Origin of the sequence: Cellulosimicrobium cellulans, from assembly GCF_007679345.1 — a bacterium.
In the GTDB taxonomy this organism is placed as follows: domain Bacteria; phylum Actinomycetota; class Actinomycetes; order Actinomycetales; family Cellulomonadaceae; genus Cellulomonas; species Cellulomonas cellulans_A.
Genome location: NZ_VEGH01000007.1, coordinates 122,122 through 143,576, shown reverse-complemented (window position 1 = coordinate 143,576; position 21,455 = coordinate 122,122). Strand labels below are relative to the sequence as shown.

Annotated in this window: 15 protein-coding genes; 3 read left to right on the top strand and 12 right to left on the bottom strand. The window is 76.6% G+C overall.

Going from position 1 to position 21,455, the window contains the following annotated elements; all coding sequences use genetic code 11:
* Positions 1-104: 104 nt before the first annotated feature.
* The 4 genes from FS882_RS11235 to FS882_RS11220 all read right to left on the bottom strand — a co-directional run bounded on the left by FS882_RS11235 (position 105) and on the right by FS882_RS11220 (position 3,953).
* The gene (locus tag FS882_RS11235; protein ID WP_262348228.1) at positions 105-929 is read right to left on the bottom strand and encodes an MBL fold metallo-hydrolase; all 825 of its coding nucleotides are present in this window, start codon (positions 927-929) and stop codon (positions 105-107) included.
* Between the two features lie 43 nt (positions 930-972).
* Positions 973-3,114: an alkaline phosphatase family protein gene (locus FS882_RS11230; protein WP_158373146.1), complete on the bottom strand. Its 2,142-nt coding sequence runs from the start codon at positions 3,112-3,114 to the stop codon at positions 973-975.
* Between the two features lie 60 nt (positions 3,115-3,174).
* Positions 3,175-3,411, bottom strand: a complete 237-nt coding sequence (locus tag FS882_RS11225) for a DUF3046 domain-containing protein (RefSeq protein ID WP_158373145.1) — start codon at positions 3,409-3,411, stop codon at positions 3,175-3,177.
* 62 nt (positions 3,412-3,473) lie between these two features.
* Positions 3,474-3,953: a hypothetical protein gene (locus tag FS882_RS11220; RefSeq protein ID WP_158373144.1), complete on the bottom strand. Its 480-nt coding sequence runs from the start codon at positions 3,951-3,953 to the stop codon at positions 3,474-3,476.
* 111 nt (positions 3,954-4,064) lie between these two features.
* Between FS882_RS11220 and FS882_RS11215 the strand changes: the two genes are divergently transcribed.
* Positions 4,065-9,146, top strand: coding sequence for a DEAD/DEAH box helicase (locus tag FS882_RS11215; RefSeq protein ID WP_158373143.1), 5,082 nt, complete (start codon positions 4,065-4,067; stop codon positions 9,144-9,146).
* An 89-nt stretch (positions 9,147-9,235) separates the two neighbouring features.
* Positions 9,236-10,045, top strand: a complete 810-nt coding sequence (locus tag FS882_RS11210) for an Fpg/Nei family DNA glycosylase (protein WP_158373142.1) — start codon at positions 9,236-9,238, stop codon at positions 10,043-10,045.
* Positions 10,046-10,477: 432 nt separating this feature from the next.
* On the opposite strand, the gene FS882_RS11205 is transcribed toward FS882_RS11210, so the two are convergent.
* The 4 genes from FS882_RS11205 to FS882_RS11190 all read right to left on the bottom strand — a co-directional run bounded on the left by FS882_RS11205 (position 10,478) and on the right by FS882_RS11190 (position 15,024).
* A complete protein-coding gene (locus FS882_RS11205; RefSeq protein WP_158373248.1) occupies positions 10,478-10,813 on the bottom strand; it encodes a helix-turn-helix domain-containing protein in 336 nt (111 codons plus the stop codon).
* 215 nt (positions 10,814-11,028) lie between these two features.
* On the bottom strand, positions 11,029-11,490 hold the full coding sequence (locus tag FS882_RS11200; protein ID WP_262348247.1) for a CinA family protein: 462 nt from the start codon (positions 11,488-11,490) through the stop codon (positions 11,029-11,031).
* 74 nt (positions 11,491-11,564) lie between these two features.
* The gene (gene pgsA, locus FS882_RS11195) at positions 11,565-12,185 is read right to left on the bottom strand and encodes a CDP-diacylglycerol--glycerol-3-phosphate 3-phosphatidyltransferase (protein ID WP_158373247.1); all 621 of its coding nucleotides are present in this window, start codon (positions 12,183-12,185) and stop codon (positions 11,565-11,567) included.
* Positions 12,186-12,285: 100 nt separating this feature from the next.
* Positions 12,286-15,024: an FtsK/SpoIIIE family DNA translocase gene (locus FS882_RS11190; RefSeq protein WP_158373140.1), complete on the bottom strand. Its 2,739-nt coding sequence runs from the start codon at positions 15,022-15,024 to the stop codon at positions 12,286-12,288.
* A gap of 288 nt (positions 15,025-15,312) precedes the next feature.
* Here FS882_RS11190 and FS882_RS11185 point away from each other — a divergent pair, with 288 nt between their 5' ends.
* Entirely contained in the window at positions 15,313-16,500 is a 1,188-nt protein-coding gene (locus FS882_RS11185; protein WP_158373139.1) for a DNA glycosylase AlkZ-like family protein, read from the top strand.
* Positions 16,501-16,589: 89 nt separating this feature from the next.
* Here FS882_RS11185 and FS882_RS11180 read toward each other — a convergent pair whose 3' ends face one another.
* The 4 genes from FS882_RS11180 to FS882_RS11165 form a co-directional block, all read right to left on the bottom strand.
* A complete protein-coding gene (locus FS882_RS11180; RefSeq protein ID WP_158373138.1) occupies positions 16,590-18,275 on the bottom strand; it encodes a ribonuclease J in 1,686 nt (561 codons plus the stop codon).
* A 12-nt stretch (positions 18,276-18,287) separates the two neighbouring features.
* Positions 18,288-19,202 carry a 4-hydroxy-tetrahydrodipicolinate synthase gene (dapA, locus tag FS882_RS11175; protein ID WP_158373137.1) on the bottom strand — a complete coding sequence of 305 codons (915 nt, stop codon included), beginning with the start codon at positions 19,200-19,202 and terminating at the stop codon, positions 18,288-18,290.
* An 80-nt stretch (positions 19,203-19,282) separates the two neighbouring features.
* Positions 19,283-20,095, bottom strand: coding sequence for a glycerophosphodiester phosphodiesterase (locus FS882_RS11170; RefSeq protein ID WP_262348227.1), 813 nt, complete (start codon positions 20,093-20,095; stop codon positions 19,283-19,285).
* On the bottom strand, positions 20,092-21,453 hold the full coding sequence (locus FS882_RS11165) for an ABC transporter substrate-binding protein (RefSeq protein WP_262348226.1): 1,362 nt from the start codon (positions 21,451-21,453) through the stop codon (positions 20,092-20,094). Before FS882_RS11165 ends, FS882_RS11170 begins: the two co-directional genes overlap by 4 nt.
* Positions 21,454-21,455 lie beyond the last annotated feature (2 nt).

The window sequence follows — 21,455 nt, the reverse complement described above, 5'->3', positions numbered from 1 at the left end:
GAACACATGTTCGACCGGCACCGCACCGACACGCCCGGCGCGTCGCGTGCCGCGGGGCGCGCGCCGCGCGTCCCGGTCCCGCCCGGAGGGACGGCGCCCCGGCCCTACCGTGGCGTGGCGGGCACCGGGCCGGACGCGCCCGGCTCCCCGAGCCGCACCGCCTCCCCCGGCGCCAGCAGGACCGGCTCCACGCGCGCCCGTCGCGCCAGCGCCCGCGCGAACGCCGGCCCCGCCCGGTCCATCCACCCGGGCGGCAGCCGCCGGGACGCCGGCGCGTGCAGCGTCCCCCAGTGCACCGGGACGGCCCACCGCACGCCGACCGCCTCGCACACCTCCGCCGCCTGGTGCGGGTCCATGTGCCCGCCGGACAGCCGCGGCCCCCAGCCGCCGACCGGGACCAGGGCCAGGTCGATCGGCCCGCCGGCGAGGTCGGGCAGCCGGCGCATCTGGGGGTAGGGCGCGGTGTCGCCGGCGAACCACACCCGCAGGCCGGGCGCCACGACGAGGAAGCCGTGGGTGGCGTTCGGCCGGTGCGGCATCGGCCGGTGGCCGTGGTCGGCCGGCACCGGGCGGACCCGCACCGACGTCCCCGGCACCGTCCACCAGTCGTCCGCCCCGAGGCCGACCGCGCGCAGGCCCTGCCGGTCGAGCCAGTGGGCGTTCGCGCGCGCGGAGAGCACCGGCACGTCCCCGAGCAGGCGCAGCGAGCCGACCTCGGCGTGGTCGTGGTGCAGGTGCGAGACGAGGACAGCGCTGGTGCCCGCCCAGTCCTCGGGGTGCGGGACCGGGCCGCTGCGGCGGAGCAGGCCGGCGTGCGGACGCAGCAGCGGGTCGGTCACGAGCCGCGCGCCACCGACGTCGAGCACCACGGTGGCGTGCCCGAGCCAGCGCAGCACCGCACCCGCGCCGCTCGGGTCCCCCGCGGTCACCGCCGGGCCGCGCGACGGGGACCGACCACCAGCGCGCCGCCCGTCACGGCGCCGGCTCCCCCGCGACGTCCGCCGCCCGGTCCGCGGCCGTGCGCCGCAGCCCGAGCCGCGTCGCCCACCGCACCAGCTGCTCGTGCACCCGGTCCGCCCCGACGGGCATGCGCTCGGCGTCGACGTCGGCCAGCAGGTCGTCGTCGACCGCGAGGTCGGCGGGGTGCAGCAGCACGGCCCGATTCTGCGCACCTCCGAGCCCGCCGTGCGAGCCGACCTGCCCCTCGAACGCGTGCACCTGTCCGTCGGCGGTCACGTCGGAGAGCAGGACCAGGTCGCCGACGTGGCCGAGCCGGCCGAGCCGGCGCAGGTCGTCCGCCGCCCGGCCGCCGTACCGCGCGACCGGGTCGACGCCGTCCACCACCGGTCCGCCGTCGGCCGCCTCCAGCCAGGCGACGCCCCCCGGCCCCACCGCCACCAGGCCGCGCGCCGCGGTGTCGACCACGACGAGCCCCACGCCCGGCGTGCCCGCCAGGCCGCGGACGAGCCCCGGCCAGCGCTCCTCGACCTCCTCCAGCACGAGCCGGCGGCCCGCCCGCGGGAACCACACCATCCCGAGGTTGCCGGACCCGGTGACGGCCACGTCGGGCGCGGCGGCGCCGTCGGCCGCCGGCGACGGGGCGTCGGCGCGCCGCTCGCGACCCTGCGGACCGAGGACCGGCGAGCGGTCCCCGCCGCGCCGCGCCGCGGTCGAGGAGAGGAACGCGTTCAGCGGGCCCCACTCCTCGTCGGTCCCGGCCTCCACGGCGGCCACGCCCGGCTGCGCCATCAGGGCGCGCACCACGTCGACCAGCGGACGGCCTGCCACCTGCTCGAACGTCGCGCCGAGCGACTGCCCGTGGTCGGACAGCACCACGACCCGGTAGTCGCGCGGCGCGGCGGCGGTGACCCGGACCAGCGTGTCCAGCACCCGGTCCAGCCCTTCGAGCGCGCGCAGCGACTCCGGCCGGGTGGGGCCCGCGTGGTGCGCGATCTCGTCGTAGTCGACCAGGTCGACGAAGACGACCGGCGTCCCGCGCACCAGCTGCTCGGCGACCACCGACGTCGCGAGGTCCCGCAGCAGCACGTTCGTCACCCCGCGGAGCACGACGTACCAGCCCCGCCGCGGCACCCGGGGGCGCACATCGCGCACCCGCTGCCGCCGCCCCTGGTACAGCTCCTTGACGATCTCGCCGATCGTCAGCGTGACGGCGCGGGCCAGCACGAACGGGCTGGCGAAGAACCGCAGGTACGACGTCCCGGGGCCGATCCCCCTCCGGGCCTGGCTCATGACCAGGTGCTGGCGCTCGGCGTCGCCGGAGAACATCGTCGCGACCGCCGCTCCCCCGTCCGCGAGCAGCCCGCGGCCGTCCGACAGCCGCCGCTCGACCAGCGCGGCGTCGTCCGGGTGGTTCGTGACGACCAGCCGCCCGGCCTCGCGGTCCCACCACCGGAACGAGCAGATCCCGTCCGCGGCCCCGTGCAGCAGCCCGGCCTGGCTCGCCGGCGTGGTCGACGGCGCCTGGGCCCACCACGGCTGCAGGACGTGCGTGCCGTCGGCCAGCCAGCGGGCCATCGTGGGGGCCAGCCCCGCGTCCAGCGCCTGGGTCAGCACCGGCGCGGCGACGCCGTCGAGCTGCACCACCAGCAGACCCGGCGGGCGGTCGTCGGGCACCGCCCCGCCGCCCTCCCCGGCGCGGCGGGCGTGCGCGCGGGCGCGCCGCAGCACGTCACCCACCACGTAGTCGGAGTCCGAGGCGCCCCACACCCAGCGGCCCACGGCCATGACGACCGCGGCGATCACCAGCACCTGCACGGCGGCCCACGCGTTCGTCACGTGCAGGCCGGGCAGCAGGGTCAGCGACAGCCAGACGACGAGCACCTGCGCGCCGAGGCCGGCGAGCAGGGCGCCCATCGCGCCGCCGACCCGGGCGAGCACCCGCAGCGGCGGCCGCAGCACCAGGTCGCCGACCCCGACCGCGAGCGCCGCGAGCAGCACCGACCCCGGGTTCGTGGCGCTGACGCCGTCGACGAGCGCGATCGCGACGCCCAGGCCCAGCGCCGTCGTGACCAGGCCGAGGAGGGCGTCGCCGACGTCGCTGAGCGTGACCGACCACCGGCCGGGCGGTGGGCGGTGCGGGTCGGCGGGCGACACGCTCTCAGCCTGCCACGCCCGGACGCGCGCGGGGCGACCCGCTGCGGGTGGTGCGGGAGGTCAGGAGCGCGCGGGCGGCGCCTGGCGGTACCTGTCCGAGCCCCAGCGCTGCGCGTCGGGGATGTCCAGCTCGTCGCACAGCGCGTGCCACACGTCGCGCGGGTCGGTGCCGGCGTCGAGGGCCTGCTCCGCGGTGCGGTCGCCGAGCCGCTGCAGGACGAGCTCGTGCACGAGCACCCGGCCGTGGGCGCTGCCGAGCACCTCGTCGACCAGCTGCCAGAACTCGCGGTACCGCACGGTGCGCTCCCTCCCGTCCGCGTCGTGGACCTGCGAGCGTACGCGTGCCGGGGCGGGGGCGGTCACTCCGCCGTCGTCGGCAGCGCCAGCAGCCACCCCGAGACGGGGTGCCGGACCACCACCTGCGCCCGGTACACGCGCGCCGCCCCGCCGTCGCCGACCCGCACCTCCAGGTCCGACGGCGCCGGGCTCCCGACGAGCGCGGCGAGCACGTTCCCGAGCACGCCGCGCACCCGGGGACGCCGCCGCGCACGGCCACCGGCGGCGTCGAGCAGCGCGTCCACCACGGCCGCGGTGTCCCGGCGCGGCACCTCGAGGGTCACGACGTCCTCGACGTGCACCTCGTCCTGGCCGTCCCGGTGCAGCCGCACCTGCAGGTCGGGCGTCCCCGCGAGCACGACGACCACCGGCGACCGCTCGGCCCCCTGGACGTCGTCCTCCCACGGGTCCGCCTCGGGCACCGGCGCGGGCGCGCGGCCGTGGCGCGACCCCGCCTCCCACAGCGCCCGGACCGCGGCCTGCGTCGCATCGTCGATCGGCATGTCCTCGATCCTGCCCTGCCGGACGCGGGTGCCGCAGCCGTTCGCCGAGCGCGCAGCCGCGGACCCGCAGGCGGGGGCGCGCGTGTCGGTGCCGCGCGACAGAATGGCGCGGTGACACCTCCCCCGACCGCCGGCGGCCCCACCGGCGCCGACGTCCTCGGGCGGTTCTCCGAGCCGACGCAGGACTGGTTCCGCGGCGCCTTCGCCGAGCCGACCGCCGCGCAGGCCGGCGCGTGGGACGCGGTGTCCACCGGGCGGCACGCGCTGGTCGTGGCCCCGACCGGGTCCGGCAAGACGCTCGCGGCGTTCCTGTGGGCGCTCGACCGCATCACCGCCGAGCCGGTCGACGCCGAGGCGGACCCGCTGCAGCGGTGCCGGGTGCTGTACGTGTCGCCGCTCAAGGCCCTCGCGACCGACGTCGAGCGGAACCTGCGCTCCCCGCTGGTCGGCGTCCGGCAGGCCGCCACCCGCCGCGGGCTGACCCTGCCGGACGTCCAGGTGGGCGTCCGCACCGGCGACACCCCGCCCAACGAGCGGCGCCAGTTCGCGACCAAGCCGCCGGACATCCTCATCACGACGCCCGAGTCGCTGTTCCTCGTGCTCACCTCGGGCGCCCGCGCCGGGCTGTCGGGCGTGCGGACGGTGATCCTGGACGAGATCCACGCGGTCGCCGGCACCAAGCGCGGCGCGCACCTGGCGGTGTCGCTGGAGCGCCTCGACGCGCTGCTCGACCGGCCCGGTGGTCCGGGCCCCGCGCAGCGGATCGGGCTGTCCGCCACCGTCACGCCCGTCGACCGGGTCGCGGCGTTCCTCAGCGGGAGCCGGGCCCCGGCGGACGGCGGCCGCGAGGTGGTCGTCGTGCAGCCGCCGTCGACCAAGGAGATCCGGGTCGACGTCGTCGTCCCCGTGCCGGACCTCACCGATCTGGGTGCCCCGCTGCCCGACGACGGGAGGACGTCCCGCGGCCCGAAGCCCGTCGTCGACGACGAGCTGCCGCCGCTCGCCCCGGGCGAGGCCGACCTCACCGGTCAGGCCGCCGGGTCCGGCGCGCCGCGTCCGTCCATCTGGCCGCACGTGGAGGAGCGCGTCGTCGACCTGGTCGCCGACCACCGGTCGACGCTGGTGTTCACCAACTCGCGCCGCGGCGCCGAGCGGCTCACGGCCCGGATGAACGAGGTCTGGGCCGAGCGCCAGGGCGAGGACGTCCCCGACCCCGGGACGCTGTGGGCGGCGCAGGCGAACGCCCAGTCGGGCACCGCGGTCGGGGTGGACGCCCGGGACGCGGAGACGATCATCGCCCGCGCGCACCACGGGTCGATGAGCCGCGCGGAGCGCACCCGCACCGAGTCCGAGCTGAAGGCCGGCCGGCTGCCGGCCGTCGTCGCGACCAGCTCGCTCGAGCTCGGCATCGACATGGGCGCGGTGGACCTGGTCGTCCAGGTGGGCGCGCCCCCGTCGGCGGCCAGCGGGCTGCAGCGCATCGGCCGCGCCGGGCACCAGGTCGGCGCGGTGTCGCACGGCGTCGTGTTCCCGACCTTCCGCGGCGACCTCGTCCCCGCGGCCGTCACCGCGCTGCGGATGCGCGCGGGCCAGATCGAGCCGCTGCACGTGCTGACGAACCCGCTCGACGTGCTGGCCCAGCAGGTCGTCGCGATGGTCGCGCAGGAGGACTGGACGGTCGCCGACCTCGCCGCGGTGGTGCGGCGGTCCGCCCCGTTCGCGACGCTCGGCGACGCGACGCTGCGCGCGGTCCTCGACATGCTCGCCGGCCGGTACCCGAGCGAGGAGTTCGCCGAGCTGCGGCCCCGCATCCTGTGGGACCGGGCGACCGACGTGCTCAGCGCCCGGCCCGGCGCCCTGCGCCTCGCCGTGACCAGCGGCGGCACGATCCCCGACCGGGGCCTGTACGGCGTGTTCCTGGCGTCGGGCTCGGAGACGGCGGACGTGCCGGTCGACCCCGAGCGGTCCGGCGGCCGCACCCGCGGCGGCAAGCGGGTCGGCGAGCTCGACGAGGAGATGGTCTACGAGTCGCGGGTGGGCGACACGTTCACCCTCGGGTCCAGCACCTGGCGGATCGAGGACATCACCCCCGACCGCGTCCTGGTGACCCCGGCACCCGGCGTGCCCGGGCGGCTGCCGTTCTGGAAGGGCGACTCGCAGGGCCGGCCCGCCTCGCTGGGGCGTGCGATGGGCGCCTGGGCGCGCGAGGTCGCCGACCTGCCCGACGCCGACGCGCGCGAGCGGGTCGGCGCCGCCGGGCTCGACCCGTGGGCCGCCGACAACCTGCTCGGCTACCTGCGCGAGCAGCGCGACGCCACCGGGGTGCTGCCCAGCGACGTCACCGTCGTGGTGGAGCGGTTCCGCGACGAGCTCGGCGACTGGCGTGTCGTCGTGCACTCGCCGTACGGCGCGCGGGTGCACGCCCCGTGGGCGCTGGTGCTCGGCGCACGGCTGCGCGAGCGGTTCGGCGTCGACGCGGCCGCCATGCACGCCGACGACGGCATCGTGCTGCGGCTGCCCGACATGCTCGCCGCGACCGCCGACCCCGTGGGCGACCTGCTGGGCTGGACCGCGCCCGACGCGTGGTCGGCCGACGGCTCGCCGGAGAGCCCCGGCGGCCTCACCGACGCCGCCCCGGTCGACGCCGCGGACCTGCTCATCGAGCCCGACGAGGTGGCCGACGCCGTGCGCGAGGAGCTCGGCGGCTCCGCGATGTTCGGCGCCCGGTTCCGCGAGGCCGCCGCCCGCGCGCTGCTGCTCCCCCGCCGCCGGCCCGACCGCCGGCAGCCGCTGTGGCAGCAGCGGCAGCGCTCGGCGCAGCTGCTGAGCGTCGCGGCCCGGTACCCGGACTTCCCGATCCTGCTCGAGGCCGTGCGGGAGTGCCTGCAGGACGACTTCGACATCGACGCGCTCGTCGAGCTCATGCGGGACGTCTCCGCCGGCCGGGTGCGGGTGGTCGAGGTGACCACCACCCGGCCGTCGCCGTTCGCCCAGTCGCTGCTGTTCGGCTACACCGCGCAGTTCCTGTACGACGGCGACGCCCCGCTCGCCGAGCGCCGGGCCGCGGCGCTCACGCTCGACCCGACGCTGCTCGACGAGCTGCTGGGCGGTGGTGGCGGGTCCCAGATCGCGGACCTGCTCGACCCCGACGCCGTCGTGCGCACCGAGGCCGAGCTCACCGCCACCGACCCCGACCGGCAGGCCCGCACCGCCGAGCAGGTCGCCGACGTGCTCCGCCGGCACGGGCCGCTGCCGCTCGCGGGCGTCGAGGCCCGCACCCGCGAGGACGTGCGGGACGACGTCGCCGGCTGGCTCGCCGACCTGGAGCACGCGCGCCGGATCATCCGGGTGCGGATCTCGGGCGTCGCGCCCGCCGACGCGGAGCAGTGGGCGGCGGTCGAGGACGCCGGCCGGCTGCGCGACGCGCTCGGCGTGGCGCTCCCCGTCGGCGTGCCCGAGGTGTTCACCGAGGTGCTGCCCGACCCGCTCGGCGACCTGATGCGCCGGCACGCGCGCACCCACGGCCCGTTCACCGCCGCGCAGGTCGCGGCGCGGTTCGGCCTCGGCACCGCGGTGGTGCAGGCGGCGCTGCGGCCGCTGGAGCGGGCGGGCGTCGTCGTGCAGGGGCGGCTGCGGCCCGACGCGCTGGGCGGCGTCGGCGACGAGTACTGCGACGCCGACGTGCTGCGGACGCTCCGCCGCCGGTCGCTCGCGGCGCTGCGGTCCGAGGTCGAGCCGGTGCCGCAGGTGGCGCTGGGCCGGTTCCTGCCCGCGTGGCAGCACGCGATCGGCCGGTCCGCGCCGGGCGCGCTGCGGGGCGTGGACGGGCTGGCGCGCGCGGTCGAGCAGCTCGCGGGGTCCGTCGTGCCCGCCTCCGCCCTGGAGTCCCTGGTGCTGCCCGCGCGGGTGCCCGACTACAGCCCGGCGCTGCTGGACGAGCTCACCGCGTCCGGCGAGGTGCTGTGGGCCGGGCACGGCACGCTCCCCGGCAAGGACGGGCTGGTCAGCCTGCACCTGGCGGCGACCGCCGACCTCACGCTGCCGCTGCTGACCGCACCGGGGTCCGAGCCGTCGCCCGCGCCGGAGCACCTGGACACGCCGCTGCACCGCGCGCTGGTCGAGGCGCTGCGGGGCGGCGGGGCGTACTTCGTGGGCGCGCTCGGGTCCCGGGTGGCCGAGGCGCTGCCCGAGTCGCCGCCGTCGCAGGCCGCGCTGGTCGACGCGCTCTGGGACCTGGTGTGGGCGGGGCTCGTCACGAACGACGGGCTCGCGCCGCTGCGCGCCCGGCTGGCCGGCGGGAGGACGACCCACCGGACGACGGCGTCCGCGCCGCCGTCCCGGGCCCGGCAGCTCACCATGGGCGGCGGCCGGTTCGGCGGGCGGCCGAGCCTGCGCGGCAGCGGGCTCGGCCTGCGCGGCGCGGGGCTCGCCGGCGGCGGCCTGGGCGGGCTCGGCGGCGGCCTCGCGACCACCGCGGGCGAGGCGGGCGGGCGGTGGTCGATGCTGCCGTCCCGCGAGCAGGACCCGACCCGCCGCGCGCACGCCCTGGCCGCCCAGCTGCTCGACCGGCACGGCGTCCTGACCCGCGCCGTCGCCCCGGCCGAGGGCGTCGCCGGGCAGTTCGCGCCGGTGTACCGGGTGCTCGCCGCGCTCGAGCAGCAGGGGCAGGTCCGGCGCGGCTACTTCGTCGAGCACCTGGGCGGTTCCCAGTTCGCCCTGCCCGGGGCCGTCGACCAGATCCGCGCCGAGGCCCGGCAGATCGAGCGGATCGCCGAGCAGTCGGTGCCCGCGGACGCCGACCGCGCCGTGGTGCTGCTCGCGGCGACGGACCCGGCGAACCCGTACGGCGCCGCCCTCGCGTGGCCGACCCGCGCCGACGCCCCGACCGGCCACCGGCCGGGCCGGAAGGCGGGCGCGGTGGTGGTGCTGGTGGACGGCGTGCTCGCGCTCTACCTGGAGCGCGGCGGGCGCACGGTCCTGACCTTCTCCGAGGACGAGACGGTGCTCCGGCTGGCGACCGCGCGCCTGGCCGAGACGGTCCGCGAGGGGCGGCTGGGCCGGATCACGCTGGTGCGGGCCGACGGCGAGGAGCTGCTGTCCGGCGGGCTCGACTCCACCGCGCTGGGGCGGGCGCTGGCGCTGGCGGACTTCGCGCCGACGCCGCGCGGCATCCGGCTGCGGAGCGCCCGGTGACCCGGGGACACGGACCGGGACCGCGGGCCGGGTGCCGTCGACGCGGTGCGACCGGCCTGCGGACGCGGGAGGACCGGGGGTGACGGCCCGTGCCTGAGGGCGACATCCTGGCCCGCACCGCGCGGCGGCTCGACGAGGCCCTGGCCGGCCGCGTCCTCGTGCGCGGCGACCTGCGCTGGCCCACCGCCGCCACGGTCGACCTGGTCGGCCGCACGGTCCTCGGCACGGCGTCGTACGGCAAGCACCTGCTCACCCGGTTCGACGACGGCCGCACGCTGCACACCCACCTGCGGATGGACGGGTCCTGGCGGATCGCCCGGACCGGCTCCCCCGGCGCCCGGGCCGGCGCGCCGCACGTCCGCGCCGTGCTCGCCAACGCGACCTGGACCGCGGTCGGCGAGCTCATCGGGATGCTCGACGTGGTGCCCACCCGCGACGAGCACACCCTCATCGGGCACCTGGGCCCGAACCTGCTCGCCGACGACTTCGAGACCGCCGGGCTGCCCGAGGCGCTGCGCCGGTGGGCCGCGCGCGGGTCCACGCCCGTCTGCGAGGTGCTGCTCGACCAGACCGTCGTCGCCGGCATCGGCACGATCTACATGGCCGACTCGCTGTTCCTCGAGAAGATCTGGCCGTGGACCCCCGCCGACGAGGTCGCCGACCCCGCCCGGCTGCTCCGCGTGGCGCGGGCGATCATGCAGCGCTCGGTCGGGTCGTCGTCGCCGTCGACCACCGGCGAGGTGTACCGCGGCCGGGAGACCTGGGTGCACGGGCGGCTCAAGGAGCCGTGCCGGCGGTGCGGCGCGCCGGTGCGCCGCGGCCTGGCGGGTCACCCGCCGACGGAGCGGCCCGCGTACTTCTGCGGCGTCTGCCAGCGCCCGCCGGCCTCCGCGGCCTGACCCGTACGCCCTGCCGCCCGCCCCGGGGCCACGGCCGGTCGACGCGTGTCGCCCGCCTCGCGGGACCCGACCGGTCGACGCCCGGGGTCACCCGCCTCGCGGGACCCGACCGGTCGACGCCCCCGGGTCGCCCGCCGCCCGCCCCTCTCGGGGCTCCGCCGCTCGCGAGTGGATCCTTCGGCACCGACACGCTCGCGCGTGTTCGTCCGTCCGGATCCATTCGCGCGCACGCCCCCGGTGCCGGACGCGCGCGGATGGATCCGTGCGCACCGACACTCCCCGGCGTGTCCGTGCGCACGGGTCCATTCGCGACCGTCGCCGGACGTGCGCACCGCGGAGCCGGGCCCCGGACGCGACGACGCCCGGTCGTCGCCGCCGAGCGAGGGCGGGACGACCGGGCGTCGTCGGTGTCAGGGTGGGTGTTCCCCGCGGTCAGCCGACCGGGGTGAGCTCCGGGCGTCGACGCCAGGTGCTGTCCTGGCCGCCCAGCGCCGAGGCCAGGTCGACGGGGACGGTGTCGGGGATCAGCAGACCCTCGGCGACGGCGATGCGGTCGCTCACCTCGCGCAGCACGAGCGACATGGGCACGTCGAGCGCCTCGCAGATGCTCGCGAGCAGCTCCGACGACGCCTCCTTCTGACCCCGCTCGACCTCGCTGAGGTAGCCCAGCGACACCCGGGCGGCGGAGGACACCTCGCGCAGGGTGCGTCCCTGCCGCTGGCGGGCATCCCGCAGCACGTCACCGATCTCTCGGCGCAAAACGACCATCTGGCGTCCCCCTCTCATGTCCCGATCCTGCTCCTGCCGCGCGGCCGGCGCGCCCTGCGGGGCGGTCCGGACGAGCGCGGCACCCTTGTGGCCCCGCGTGGGGAGGCTCCCACCGTACATGTCGCCGCCACGACGGGCAGCGGCGGGACGGCTGGTGGGCCTGGTGTTCATCACGATCTCCACAACGCCTGCACGCCCCCGCGTGTTCCCGGGGGTCAGGCGGCGCCGACGGTGCGCACCGCGGACAGCGCCTCGACGAGCACGGCGGTGCAGGTCGCGGCGCGGACGGCGGCGCGGTCGCCCGGCAGCGACAGCGTGCGGACGACCGTGCTCTCCGGGGTCGCGACGGCCACGTGCACCGTCCCGGGCGCGAACCCGTCCTGGGGGTCGGGACCGGCCACCCCGGTGGTCCCCAGGCCGACGTCGGCCCCGAGCAGGCCGCGCACGCGCTCGGCCATCTGCCGGGCGACGTCGGGGTGCACCGCCCCGTGCGCGGCGAGCAGGTCGGCGTCCACGCCCAGCACCGAGCCCTTGACGTCGGTGGCGTAGGCGACGACGCCGCCGCGCAGCGACCGGGACGCCCCGGGCACGTCGACGAGGGTGGCGGCGACCTGGCCACCGGTCAGGGACTCCGCGGTGGCGACGGTCCAGCCGCGCTCGCGCAGGGCGGCCAGCAGGGCCGCGGCGGGCTCCCCCGCGCCCGGGCTCCCCGGGGCCCGGGCGGCCGGGTCAGCCGGGTCCGTGCCCGCGGTCACGCCGGGTCGCCGTGCGGGGACGTCGTCCCGGTGGCCGCGGCGTGCCGGGTGGCCTCGGGCGTCGCGCCGGAGGCGTGCTCCCGGTGCACCCGCACCGCCGTGCGGACGTAGTCGGCGCCGGTCACCAGCGTCACCACGACCGCGGCCCCCATCAGGACGCTCGCGACCACGAGCACCGCGGTCGGCAGCTCGGACAGCGGCAGCAGGAACAGCCCGACGGCGACCGACTGCAGCACGGTCTTGATCTTGCCCCCGCGCGAGGCGGGCAGGACCAGGTACCGCAGCAGGAAGAACCGCATCACGGTGATGCCGATCTCCCGCACCAGGATCGCCCCGGTGACCCACCAGCTGAGGTCGCCGATCCAGGACAGCCCGACCAGCGCCGTGCCGATGAGCGCCTTGTCGGCGATCGGGTCCAGCAGCTTGCCGAGGTCCGTGACCAGGCCGAGCCGCCGGGCCAGGTAGCCGTCGAGCCGGTCGGTGGCGGCGGCGAGCGCGAAGATACCCGCGGCCACCCAGCGCCAGCGCGGGTCCTCCCCGCCGTCGACCAGCAGGGCCCAGGCGAAGAACGGCACGACGGCGATGCGCAGCACCGTCACGACGTTGGCGACGTTCATCGGCGAAGGGCGGCTCACCCGGACAGCCTACGGGCAGCGGGCGCGGACCACGGCCCGCGGCGCGGGCCCGGCCCGGCACCCACCGGGCCGCCGGGGGGTGTCAGCGCAGGTCGTCCGCGTCGTCGAAGTAGTCGACGGCCTCGGGCGGCTCGCCGGGCATCCGGCCCTCGGGCGCGGCGTACCGGTCGTCGGCCGCCGCAGGTGCGCCGCCCGCGGACCCGCCGGGCTCCGGCTCGCCGCGCAGCATCGCCAGCGTCCCCGGGAGGTCGTCCGGCTGCACGAGCACCTCGCGCGCCTTCGACCCCTCGGAGGGCCCGACGATCTCGCGGGACTCCAGCAGGTCCATCAGGCGCCCGGCCTTGGCGAACCCGACCCGCAGCTTGCGCTGCAGCATCGACGTCGAGCCGAACTGCGAGGTGACCACGAGCTCGGCGGCCTGCAGCAGCAGGTCGAGGTCGTCGCCGATGTCCTCGTCCACCTGCTTCTTGGCCGCCGTGACGGCCACGTCCTCGCGGTAGACCGGCTTCAGCTGCTGCTTCACGTGCGCGACGACGGCGTGGATCTCCGACTCGGACACCCAGGCGCCCTGGGTGCGCATCGGCTTCGCGGCACCCATCGGCAGGAACAGGGCGTCGCCCTGGCCGATCAGCTTCTCGGCACCGGGCTGGTCCAGCACGACGCGGGAGTCGGTGAGCGAGGAGGTCGCGAACGCCAGGCGGGACGGCACGTTGGCCTTGATCAGGCCCGTGACGACGTCGACCGACGGGCGCTGCGTCGCGAGGACCAGGTGGATGCCGGCGGCGCGCGCGAGCTGGGTGATGCGCTGGATCGACGCCTCGACGTCGCGCGGCGCGACCATCATGAGGTCGGCGAGCTCGTCGACGATCACCAGCAGGTACGGGTACGGCGCGATCTTGCGCTCGGACCCGGGCAGCGGCTTGACCTTGCCCGCCTTGACCGCGACGTTGAAGTCGTCGATGTGCTTGAACCCGAACATGGCGAGGTCGTCGTACCGCGCCTCCATCTCCCGCACCACCCACTCGAGGGCCTCCGCGGCCTTCTTCGGGTTCGTGATGATCGGGGTGATGAGGTGCGGGATGCCCTCGTAGATCGTCAGCTCGACGCGCTTGGGGTCGACGAGCACCATGCGGACCTGGTCGGGCGTGGCGCGCATGAGGATCGACACGATCATCGAGTTCACGAACGACGACTTGCCGGCGCCGGTGGCGCCCGCGACCAGCATGTGCGGCATCTTGGCGAGGTTCGCCGTGACGTAGCCGCCCTCGACGTCCTTGCCGACGCCGATCACCATCGGGTGCTCGGAGCGGCGCGCCGCGCTGGACCGGAGCACGTCGCCCAGCGACACGGTCTCGCGGTCGGTGTTCGGGATCTCGATGCCGATGGCGGACTTGCCGGGGATCGGCGACAGGATGCGCACGTCCGCCGACGCCACGGCGTAGGCGATGTTCTTGGACAGCGCGGTCACGCGCTCGACCTTGACGCCCTTGCCGAGCTCGACCTCGTAGCGCGTCACGGTCGGACCGCGCGTGAACCCGGTGACCTGGGCGTCGATCTCGAAGTTCTCCAGCACGCTCGTCAGCGCCTCGACCACGCGGTCGTTGGCGGCGGAGCGGACCTTGTGCGGCTGGCCCTTCGCGAGCGCGTTCTCGTCCGGCAGCGTGTACAGCACGTCGCCGCCGAGCATCGGCTGCTCGCCGCGCGGCACCCCGGTGGTGGGCGGGGCGACGGGCTCCGGCCGGGCCGCGGGGGCCTCGGCGGCCGCGGGCACGGCACCGACCGCGGTGACGGCCTGCGTCGGGGCGGTGCTCGGCGGGACCTCGTCCTCGGCGTCGGCCGCGTCGAGCAGCGCGGTGGCGTCCTCCTCCTCGCGGCGCATCCGCTCGACGTACGCGGCGCGCTCGAAGGCCTCGTCGCCGGCGTACCCGTCCAGGGCGGGGTCGGTGTCCGGGTCGGCCGCGGCGCGCTTCTTCAGGCGGTCCATGAGGGTGCGGCGGGACGGCTTGGCCGGGGGCTCGTCGACCGCCGTGTGCCCGGCGTTGATGACCAGCGGGGCGTCGTCGTCCTCCACCTCGTCCGTGCGGTGGTTGCCCGTGAGCCGGTCGTACAGCGCGCGCAGCCGGGGCCCGATCTGGTTCACCGGCGTGGCGGTGACGACCAGCACGCCGAAGAACGCCAGCAGCACCAGCAGCGGCACGGTCGCCCAGACGGTCACCAGGCTGACCAGCGGCGTGCCGACCAGGTAGCCGACGATGCCGCCCGCGTCGCGGACCGCCTCGAAGCCGCCGGACGGGGCGGGCAGGTCCTGCTGCACGTGCACGAGCCCGCAGGCGGCGAGCGTGATCGCGGTGACGCCGATGCCGATGCGGGAGTTCGCCTGGTTCCGGTCGGGGTGCCGCATGAGGCGGACGGCGATGCCGACCAGCGCCACCGGGACCGCCGCGGCGACCCGGCCGAACGTGCCGGCGACGACGACGTGCACGGCGTCGCCCGCCATGCCCTCCAGGCCCCACCACTCGCGGGCGGCGACGACGATCGCCAGCGCGATCAGGAAGAACGCGGCGCCGTCGCGGCGCAGCGCCGGGTCGAGGTCCCGCGCGCCGTGGCCGACGCGGCGGGCCGCGCCGCCGACGACGTGCGCGCAGCCCATCCAGATGCCGCGCACGATGCGGATCGGCAGGGCGGGGCGCGGCGGGGGCGGCGGCGTCTTGGCGGAGCCGCGGGAGCCGGAGCCGGACGCGCGCGCCGCCGGTGCCGCGGTGCGGGCGCGCGACGACGGCGCAGCCGCACGGGTGGCGGTGGAGGACGGACGGGCGGCCATGATCCTCACGGTAGCGGGCACGCTCGACCTGGGCCGGGAGCCCGCGCCGGTGCGGTGCGTGTCGGTGACGCGCGGCACAGCCACCCGGCGCCGCACAGCACCGATCCCGCCGGGCCCGCCGGCCCGCCCCGGCGACCCCCACGGCGCCCACGGCGCCCACGGCGCCCACGAGCCTGCAGCTGTTGCGGGGTTCCGGGCTCACGAACCCCACGACGAGTGCACGCTCGGCGGGTGGCGGCGAGGCGCCCAGGGGTGCCGCGTGTGGGTGCGGGGTGGGACGCTCGGGCCATGTCCGACCGCGTCACCGCCGACCAGGTCCGCCGGTACCGCGTCCGCGCGCAGCAGCTCGACCGGGTGCCCGACGCCGCGCGCGCCGTGACCGATGCCGCCGTGCTCGACGCGGGCGCGCAGGACACCGGGCCGGACGGGGCGCTGTGGGCGCTCGCCCTGCGCGGCGTGCCGGTGTCGGCCGGCGCGTGGCCGGACGACCTCGCGATGGCGTGGAGCGTCCGCGGCGCCCCGCACGCGTACCGGCGCGCGGACCTGCCCGCCGTGCAGCGCGCCCTGCGGCCGTACTCGGACGCGGACGCGGGCAGGCGGATCTACGACGCGGCCAAGCCGCTGCGCGCCGCCGGCATCCGGCCGGTCGACGGGCTCGCGCGGGTCGCGCGCACGATGCGCGAGGTCGTCGTGGAGCCCACGGGCAAGGGGGCGCTGTCCACCCGGATGACCGCCGAGCTGGACGAGCCCTACCTCCGCTGGTGCCGGCCGTGCGGGGCGACCCACATGTTCGAGATGCCGTTCCGGCTCGGCGCGCTGCACGCCGGGCTGGAGCTCGAGCCGGGCACCTCTCCCCCGGTGCTCCGCCGGTCGCCGGGCTTCCCGGCCGGCCAGGTCGGCGCGGTGGACCGGGACGAGGGCACGGCCGGGCCGCGGGGCGGCCGCGGGGACGACGGCGACGCCACCGACGACGACGGACCGCACGACCTCGTCCGCGGCGTGCTGCACCTGCTCGGCCCCACGACCCCGAAGGACGTGGCGGCGTTCCTCGACGCGCCGGTGGCCGACGTCACGCGGCGGTGGCCCGCCGACGCCGTCCCGGTGGAGGTCGACGGGGCGCCGGCGTCGGTGCTCGCCGGGGACCTGCCCGCGCTGCCCGCGGCGGCCGACCCTCCCGGCGACGACGACGGCCCCGTCGTGCGGCTGCTCGGCCCCTACGACCTGTTCCTCCAGGCCCGCGACCGGCACGTCCTCGTCCCCGACCCGGCCCGCGCGAAGGCGCTGTGGCCCGTGCTGGGCCGCCCGGGCGCGGTGCTCGCGGGCGGGGAGGTCGTCGGCACGTGGCGCCCGCGGTCCCGGGGCAGGCGGCTGGCGCTGGAGCTGGACCCGTGGGTGCCGTGGGACGCGCGGCTCCGACGCGCGGTCGCCGCGCAGCACGAGCGCCTGGCCGCCTTCCGCGGCGCCGACCCGGCCTGACCACGCCACGCGCCCCGGCACGCAGCACGGCCCGGGCACGCACCTCGCGGGGTGCGCACCCGGGCCGTCCGGGGTGGAGCGGCGACCGGTCAGGCCTCCACGACCACCGGGATGATCATCGGCCGGCGGCGCAGCCGGTTGGACGCCCAGCGCCCGACCACGCGCCGCACCACCTGCTGCAGCTGCTGGGTGTCGACCGCCCCGCCGCGCGACGCTTCCTCGAGGGCCGCGGTGACGTCCGGCAGGATCGCGTCGAACACCTTGTCGTCCTCGGCCACGCCGCGGGCGAGGATCTGCGGCTTGCCGAGCACCTTGCCGTCGGTGGAGCTGATGACGGCGAAGATCGAGATGAAGCCCTCGTCGCCGAGGATCCGGCGGTCCTTGAGGTCGGCCTCGGTGATGCCGCCGACCGACGAGCCGTCGACGAACACGTACCCGCACGGCACCGCGCCGACGACCGACGCGCGGCCGTCCACCAGGTCCACGACCACGCCGTCCTCGGCGAGCACCACGCGGTCGGCGGGCACACCCGACTTCACGGCGAGCGCACCGTTCGCGACCAGGTGCCGGACCTCGCCGTGCACCGGCATGACGTTGCGCGGCCGGAGGATGTTGTAGCAGTACAGGAGCTCGCCGGCGCTGGCGTGGCCGGAGACGTGCACCTTGGCGTTGCCGCCGTGCACCACGCGCGCCCCGAGCCGGGTCAGGCCGTTGATGACGCGGTACACCGCGTTCTCGTTCCCGGGGATCAGCGACGACGCGAGGATGACGGTGTCGCCGGGGCCGACCGAGATCTTGTGGTCGTTGTTGGCGATCCGGGACAGCGCGGCCATGGGCTCGCCCTGGGACCCGGTGCACATGAGCACGAGCTCGTCGTCCCGCACGTCGTCCAGGCGCTTGGCGTCGACCAGCACGCCGTCCGGCACCTTGAGGTAGCCGAGCTCGGCGGCGATCGTCATGTTGCGGATCATCGAGCGGCCGACCAGGGCGACCTTGCGCTCGTGCGCGGCGGCGGCGTCGAGCACCTGCTGCACGCGGTGCACGTGGGAGGAGAACGACGCGACGACGATCTTGCGCGCGGAGGTGGCGAACACGTTGTCCAGCACCGGGCCGATCTCGCGCTCGGGGCTGACGAAGCCCGGCACCTCGGCGTTGGTGGAGTCGACCATGAACAGGTCGACGCCCTTCTCCCCCAGCCGCGCGAACGCGCGCAGGTCGGTGATCCGGCCGTCGAGCGGGAGCTGGTCCATCTTGAAGTCGCCGGTGTGCAGCACGGTGCCGGCGCCGGTGGTGACCGCGACGGCCAGCGCGTCCGGGATCGAGTGGTTGACGGCGACGAACTCGCAGGAGAACGCGCCGACCTGCTCGGTCTGCCCCTCCTTGACCGCGTGGGTCAGCGGGGTGATCCGGTGCTCCTTGAGCTTGGCCTCGACGAACGCGAGGGTCAGCTGCGAGCCGATCAGCGGGATGTCCTGGCGCAGGCGCAGCAGGTACGGCACGGCGCCGATGTGGTCCTCGTGCCCGTGGGTGAGCACGATGCCGTCGACGTCGTCCATGCGGTCGGCGATGTAGCTGAAGTCCGGCAGGATCAGGTCGACGCCGGGCTGGTGGTCCTCGGGGAACAGGACGCCGCAGTCGATGATGAGCAGGCGGCCGCCGTACTCGAGGACGGCCATGTTGCGGCCGACCTCGCCGAGGCCGCCGAGGGCGACGATGCGCAGGCCCCCGTCGGGCAGGGCGGGCGGCAGGGCGAGGTCGGGGTGCGGGTGGGACATGCTTCTCCTGGATCAGGCGGACAGGACGCCGGCGATGCCCGCGGCAGCAAGGCCCGCGCGCACCGCCTCGACGTCCTCGTCCGACGCGGCGACGTTGGGCAGCCGCAGGTGTCGGGACGGGACCAGACCGAGGGACCAGACGGCGGCCTTGGCCGCGACCGCCTGGAAACCCCGGCCGTTGAGCGCGTCGATCGCCGGTGCGATCGACAGGAAGATCTCGAGCGCGCGGGTGTGGTCGCCCGCGTCGTGGGCCGCGGTGAGCGCGGCGAGCTGCGGGCCGGCGACGTGGCCGACCACGCTCACGATGCCGGCGGCGCCGTGCGCCAGGAACGGCAGGTAGAGCGAGTCGTCGCCGGAGTACCAGGCGAGCCCGGTCGCGGCGGCGGCCTTCGCGGCGCCGTACAGGTCGCCGGTGGCGTCCTTCATCGCGACGACGCGGTCGTGCTGCGCGAGCTCGACCAGCGTCTCGTGCGCGAACCGGACGCCGGTGCGGCCGGGCACGTCGTAGAGCATCACCGGCAGCGGGGTCGCGTCGGCGACGGCGGTCACGTGCGCGACCAGGCCGGGCTGCGACGGGCGCGAGTAGTAGGGCGCGACGACCAGCAGGCCGTCCGCGCCGGCCTCGGCGGCCTGCTCGGCCATCCGGACGGCGTGCAGCGTGTCGTTCGACCCGGCGCCGGCGACGACCGTCGCCCGGTCCCCCACGGCGTCGACGACGGCCCGCACGAGGTCGGCCTTCTCGGGCGCGTGCGTGGTCGGCGACTCCCCGGTGGTGCCGTTGAGCACCAGGCCGTCGTGCCCGTGGTCCACGAGGTGCGTGGCGAGGGAGACGGCGGCGTCGAGGTCGACCGAGCCGTCCTCCCGCATGGGCGTCACCATCGCGGTGAGCACCGCGCCGAAGGGACGCGACGGGGTGGCGGGGAGCATGGCCTCCACGGTACCGCCCCGCGCCGGGGCCGGTCGCACCCGTCCGGGGTGACCGGCCCCGGCGCGGGGCGGAGGTGTCCTCAGGACGCGCGGGCCGCGAGCCAGCCGGCCAGGCGGTCCGGGCGGTCGGTGATGACCGCGTCGACGCCCAGGGCGACCGCGGCCGCCCAGTGCTCGGGCTCGTTGAGCGTCCAGACCTGGACCTGCAGGCCGGCGGCGTGCAGCCGCGCGACCAGGTCCGGGTGCTCGACCAGCAGCGGGCCGTACGGGTTGACGGTCATGACGCCGAGCTCGCCCGCGACGCGGACCACCTCGTCGACCCCGCCGTCCTCGGGCACCTGGAAGATCAGCAGGCCCCGGCGCAGGTCGGGGTCCGCCGCCGCGAGCGCCCGCACGGACTCCGGCCAGAACGACTGCCCGATCACCCGGTCGGCGAGCCCGGCGGCGCGGATCGCGTCGGTGACCGGCCGGACCTGCTCGACCGTGAAGGCGCCCTTGAGCTCGAGCAGGAGGTCGATGCCCGGGCGGCGGACCATCAGGTCCAGCACCTCGGCGAACGTCGGGACCCGCTGCCCGGCGTAGGCGGCCGCGAACCAGGAGCCCGCGTCCAGCGCGCGCACCGCGTCGAGCGTCATCTCGGTGACGACGCCCTGCCCGTCCGTGGTGGCGTCGACGGTGTCGTCGTGGATGACCACGACCTCGCCGTCGGCCGTCGGCTGGATGTCGATCTCGATGCTGTGCGCGCCGGCGCGCCACGCCGCCTCGAACGCCGCGAGGGTGTTCTGCGGCGCGACGGCCGAGTTGCCGCGGTGCGCGACGATCGCCGGCGCCCCGGCGCCGGGGCCGCCCAGGTGGGCGGCCCCGGCGACCGGACCGGTGACGGGTCCGGTCACAGGTACGGCTCGACGTTCTCGGTGTACGCCGTCTCGATCTGCGGCGTCACGGACCCGAACGCCTCGGCCGGGTCGGTGCCCTCGAGGACGATCTGCTCGAGCGCGTCGGTGAGCAGCGCGTCGGCGCCCGGCACGAACACGCGGATGTAGTCCTGCGGGCGCGCCTTCTCCGCCAGCTGGTCGACCGCGGTGCGGAACTGCGGGTACTGCTCGTACACGGCCTTCATCGTGTCGGACTCGACGGCCGAGGTGCGCACGGGCATGTAGCCGGTCGCCTGGGAGAACGTCGCGGTGTTCTCGGTGTTCGTGAGGAACTCGAGGAACATCGCCGCGGCGAGCTGCTTCTCCGGGGTGCTGGAGGACGAGATCGCCAGGCCGGTGCCGCCGGTCGGCGTGCCGCCGCCGGCCGGGCCGTCCGGCAGGTACGCCGTGCCGACCTCGAACGAGGCCGCGTCCAGCGCGCCCTTCAGCGAGCCCGTCGAGCCGATGGTCGACGCGATGAGGCCGGACGCGAAGTCCGCCATCGAGTCGTCCGCCGAGACCGTGGCGATCGCGTCGTCGCCGTGGAACAGGCCGCGGAGGAACTCGCCGCCGGCCAGCGCCTCCTCGGAGTCGAGCGTGACGTCGAACTCGTCGGAGTACTCGCCGCCCTGGCCCCAGATCATGTTCTCGAACCACCACGCGGACCAGGAGGTGCCGAGCGACAGGCCGAACGGCGAGCCCTCCGCCGGGACCTGGGCCTCGAGGGCGGTGCTCCACTCCTGGAGCTGCTCCCAGGACTCCGGGCCCTCGTCGGGCAGGCCCGCGGCGGCCCACATGTCCTTGTTGTAGTAGAAGAGCGGCGTGGAGCGCGCGTACGGCGCGGCCCAGTGCTGGCCGTCGTACTCGTAGTCGCCGTACAGCCCCTGCTGGAAGTCGTCCGCGTCGGCGTCGAGCGCCTCGAACACGTCGTCGAGCGGCATGATCTGGTCGTTCAGGTGGTACCGGAACCACCAGACGTCGGACGCGATGACGAGGTCGGGCTTCTCGTCCGTCTGCGAGGCGGCCTGGAAGCGCTGGGCGACCTCGTCGTAGTTGGCGCCGGCGGTCACGAGGTTGACCTTGATGTCCGGGTTCTCGGCCTCGAAGTCGGCGATGAGCTGCTCCTCCACGGCCTGGGACTGGCCGGGGTGGTTGCTCCACCAGGTGATCTCGGACGCGGGCTCGACCTGCGACCAGTCGGTCGCCTCGGCGGCCGCGGACTCGTCGGACGAGGCGGCGGTCGACGGGCCGCCGCACGCCGTGAGCGCGAGCGTCGTGCCGGCGACGGCAGCGGCGATGGCCATGGTGCTGCGGCGGCGCCTGCGGGGGTGGGACACGG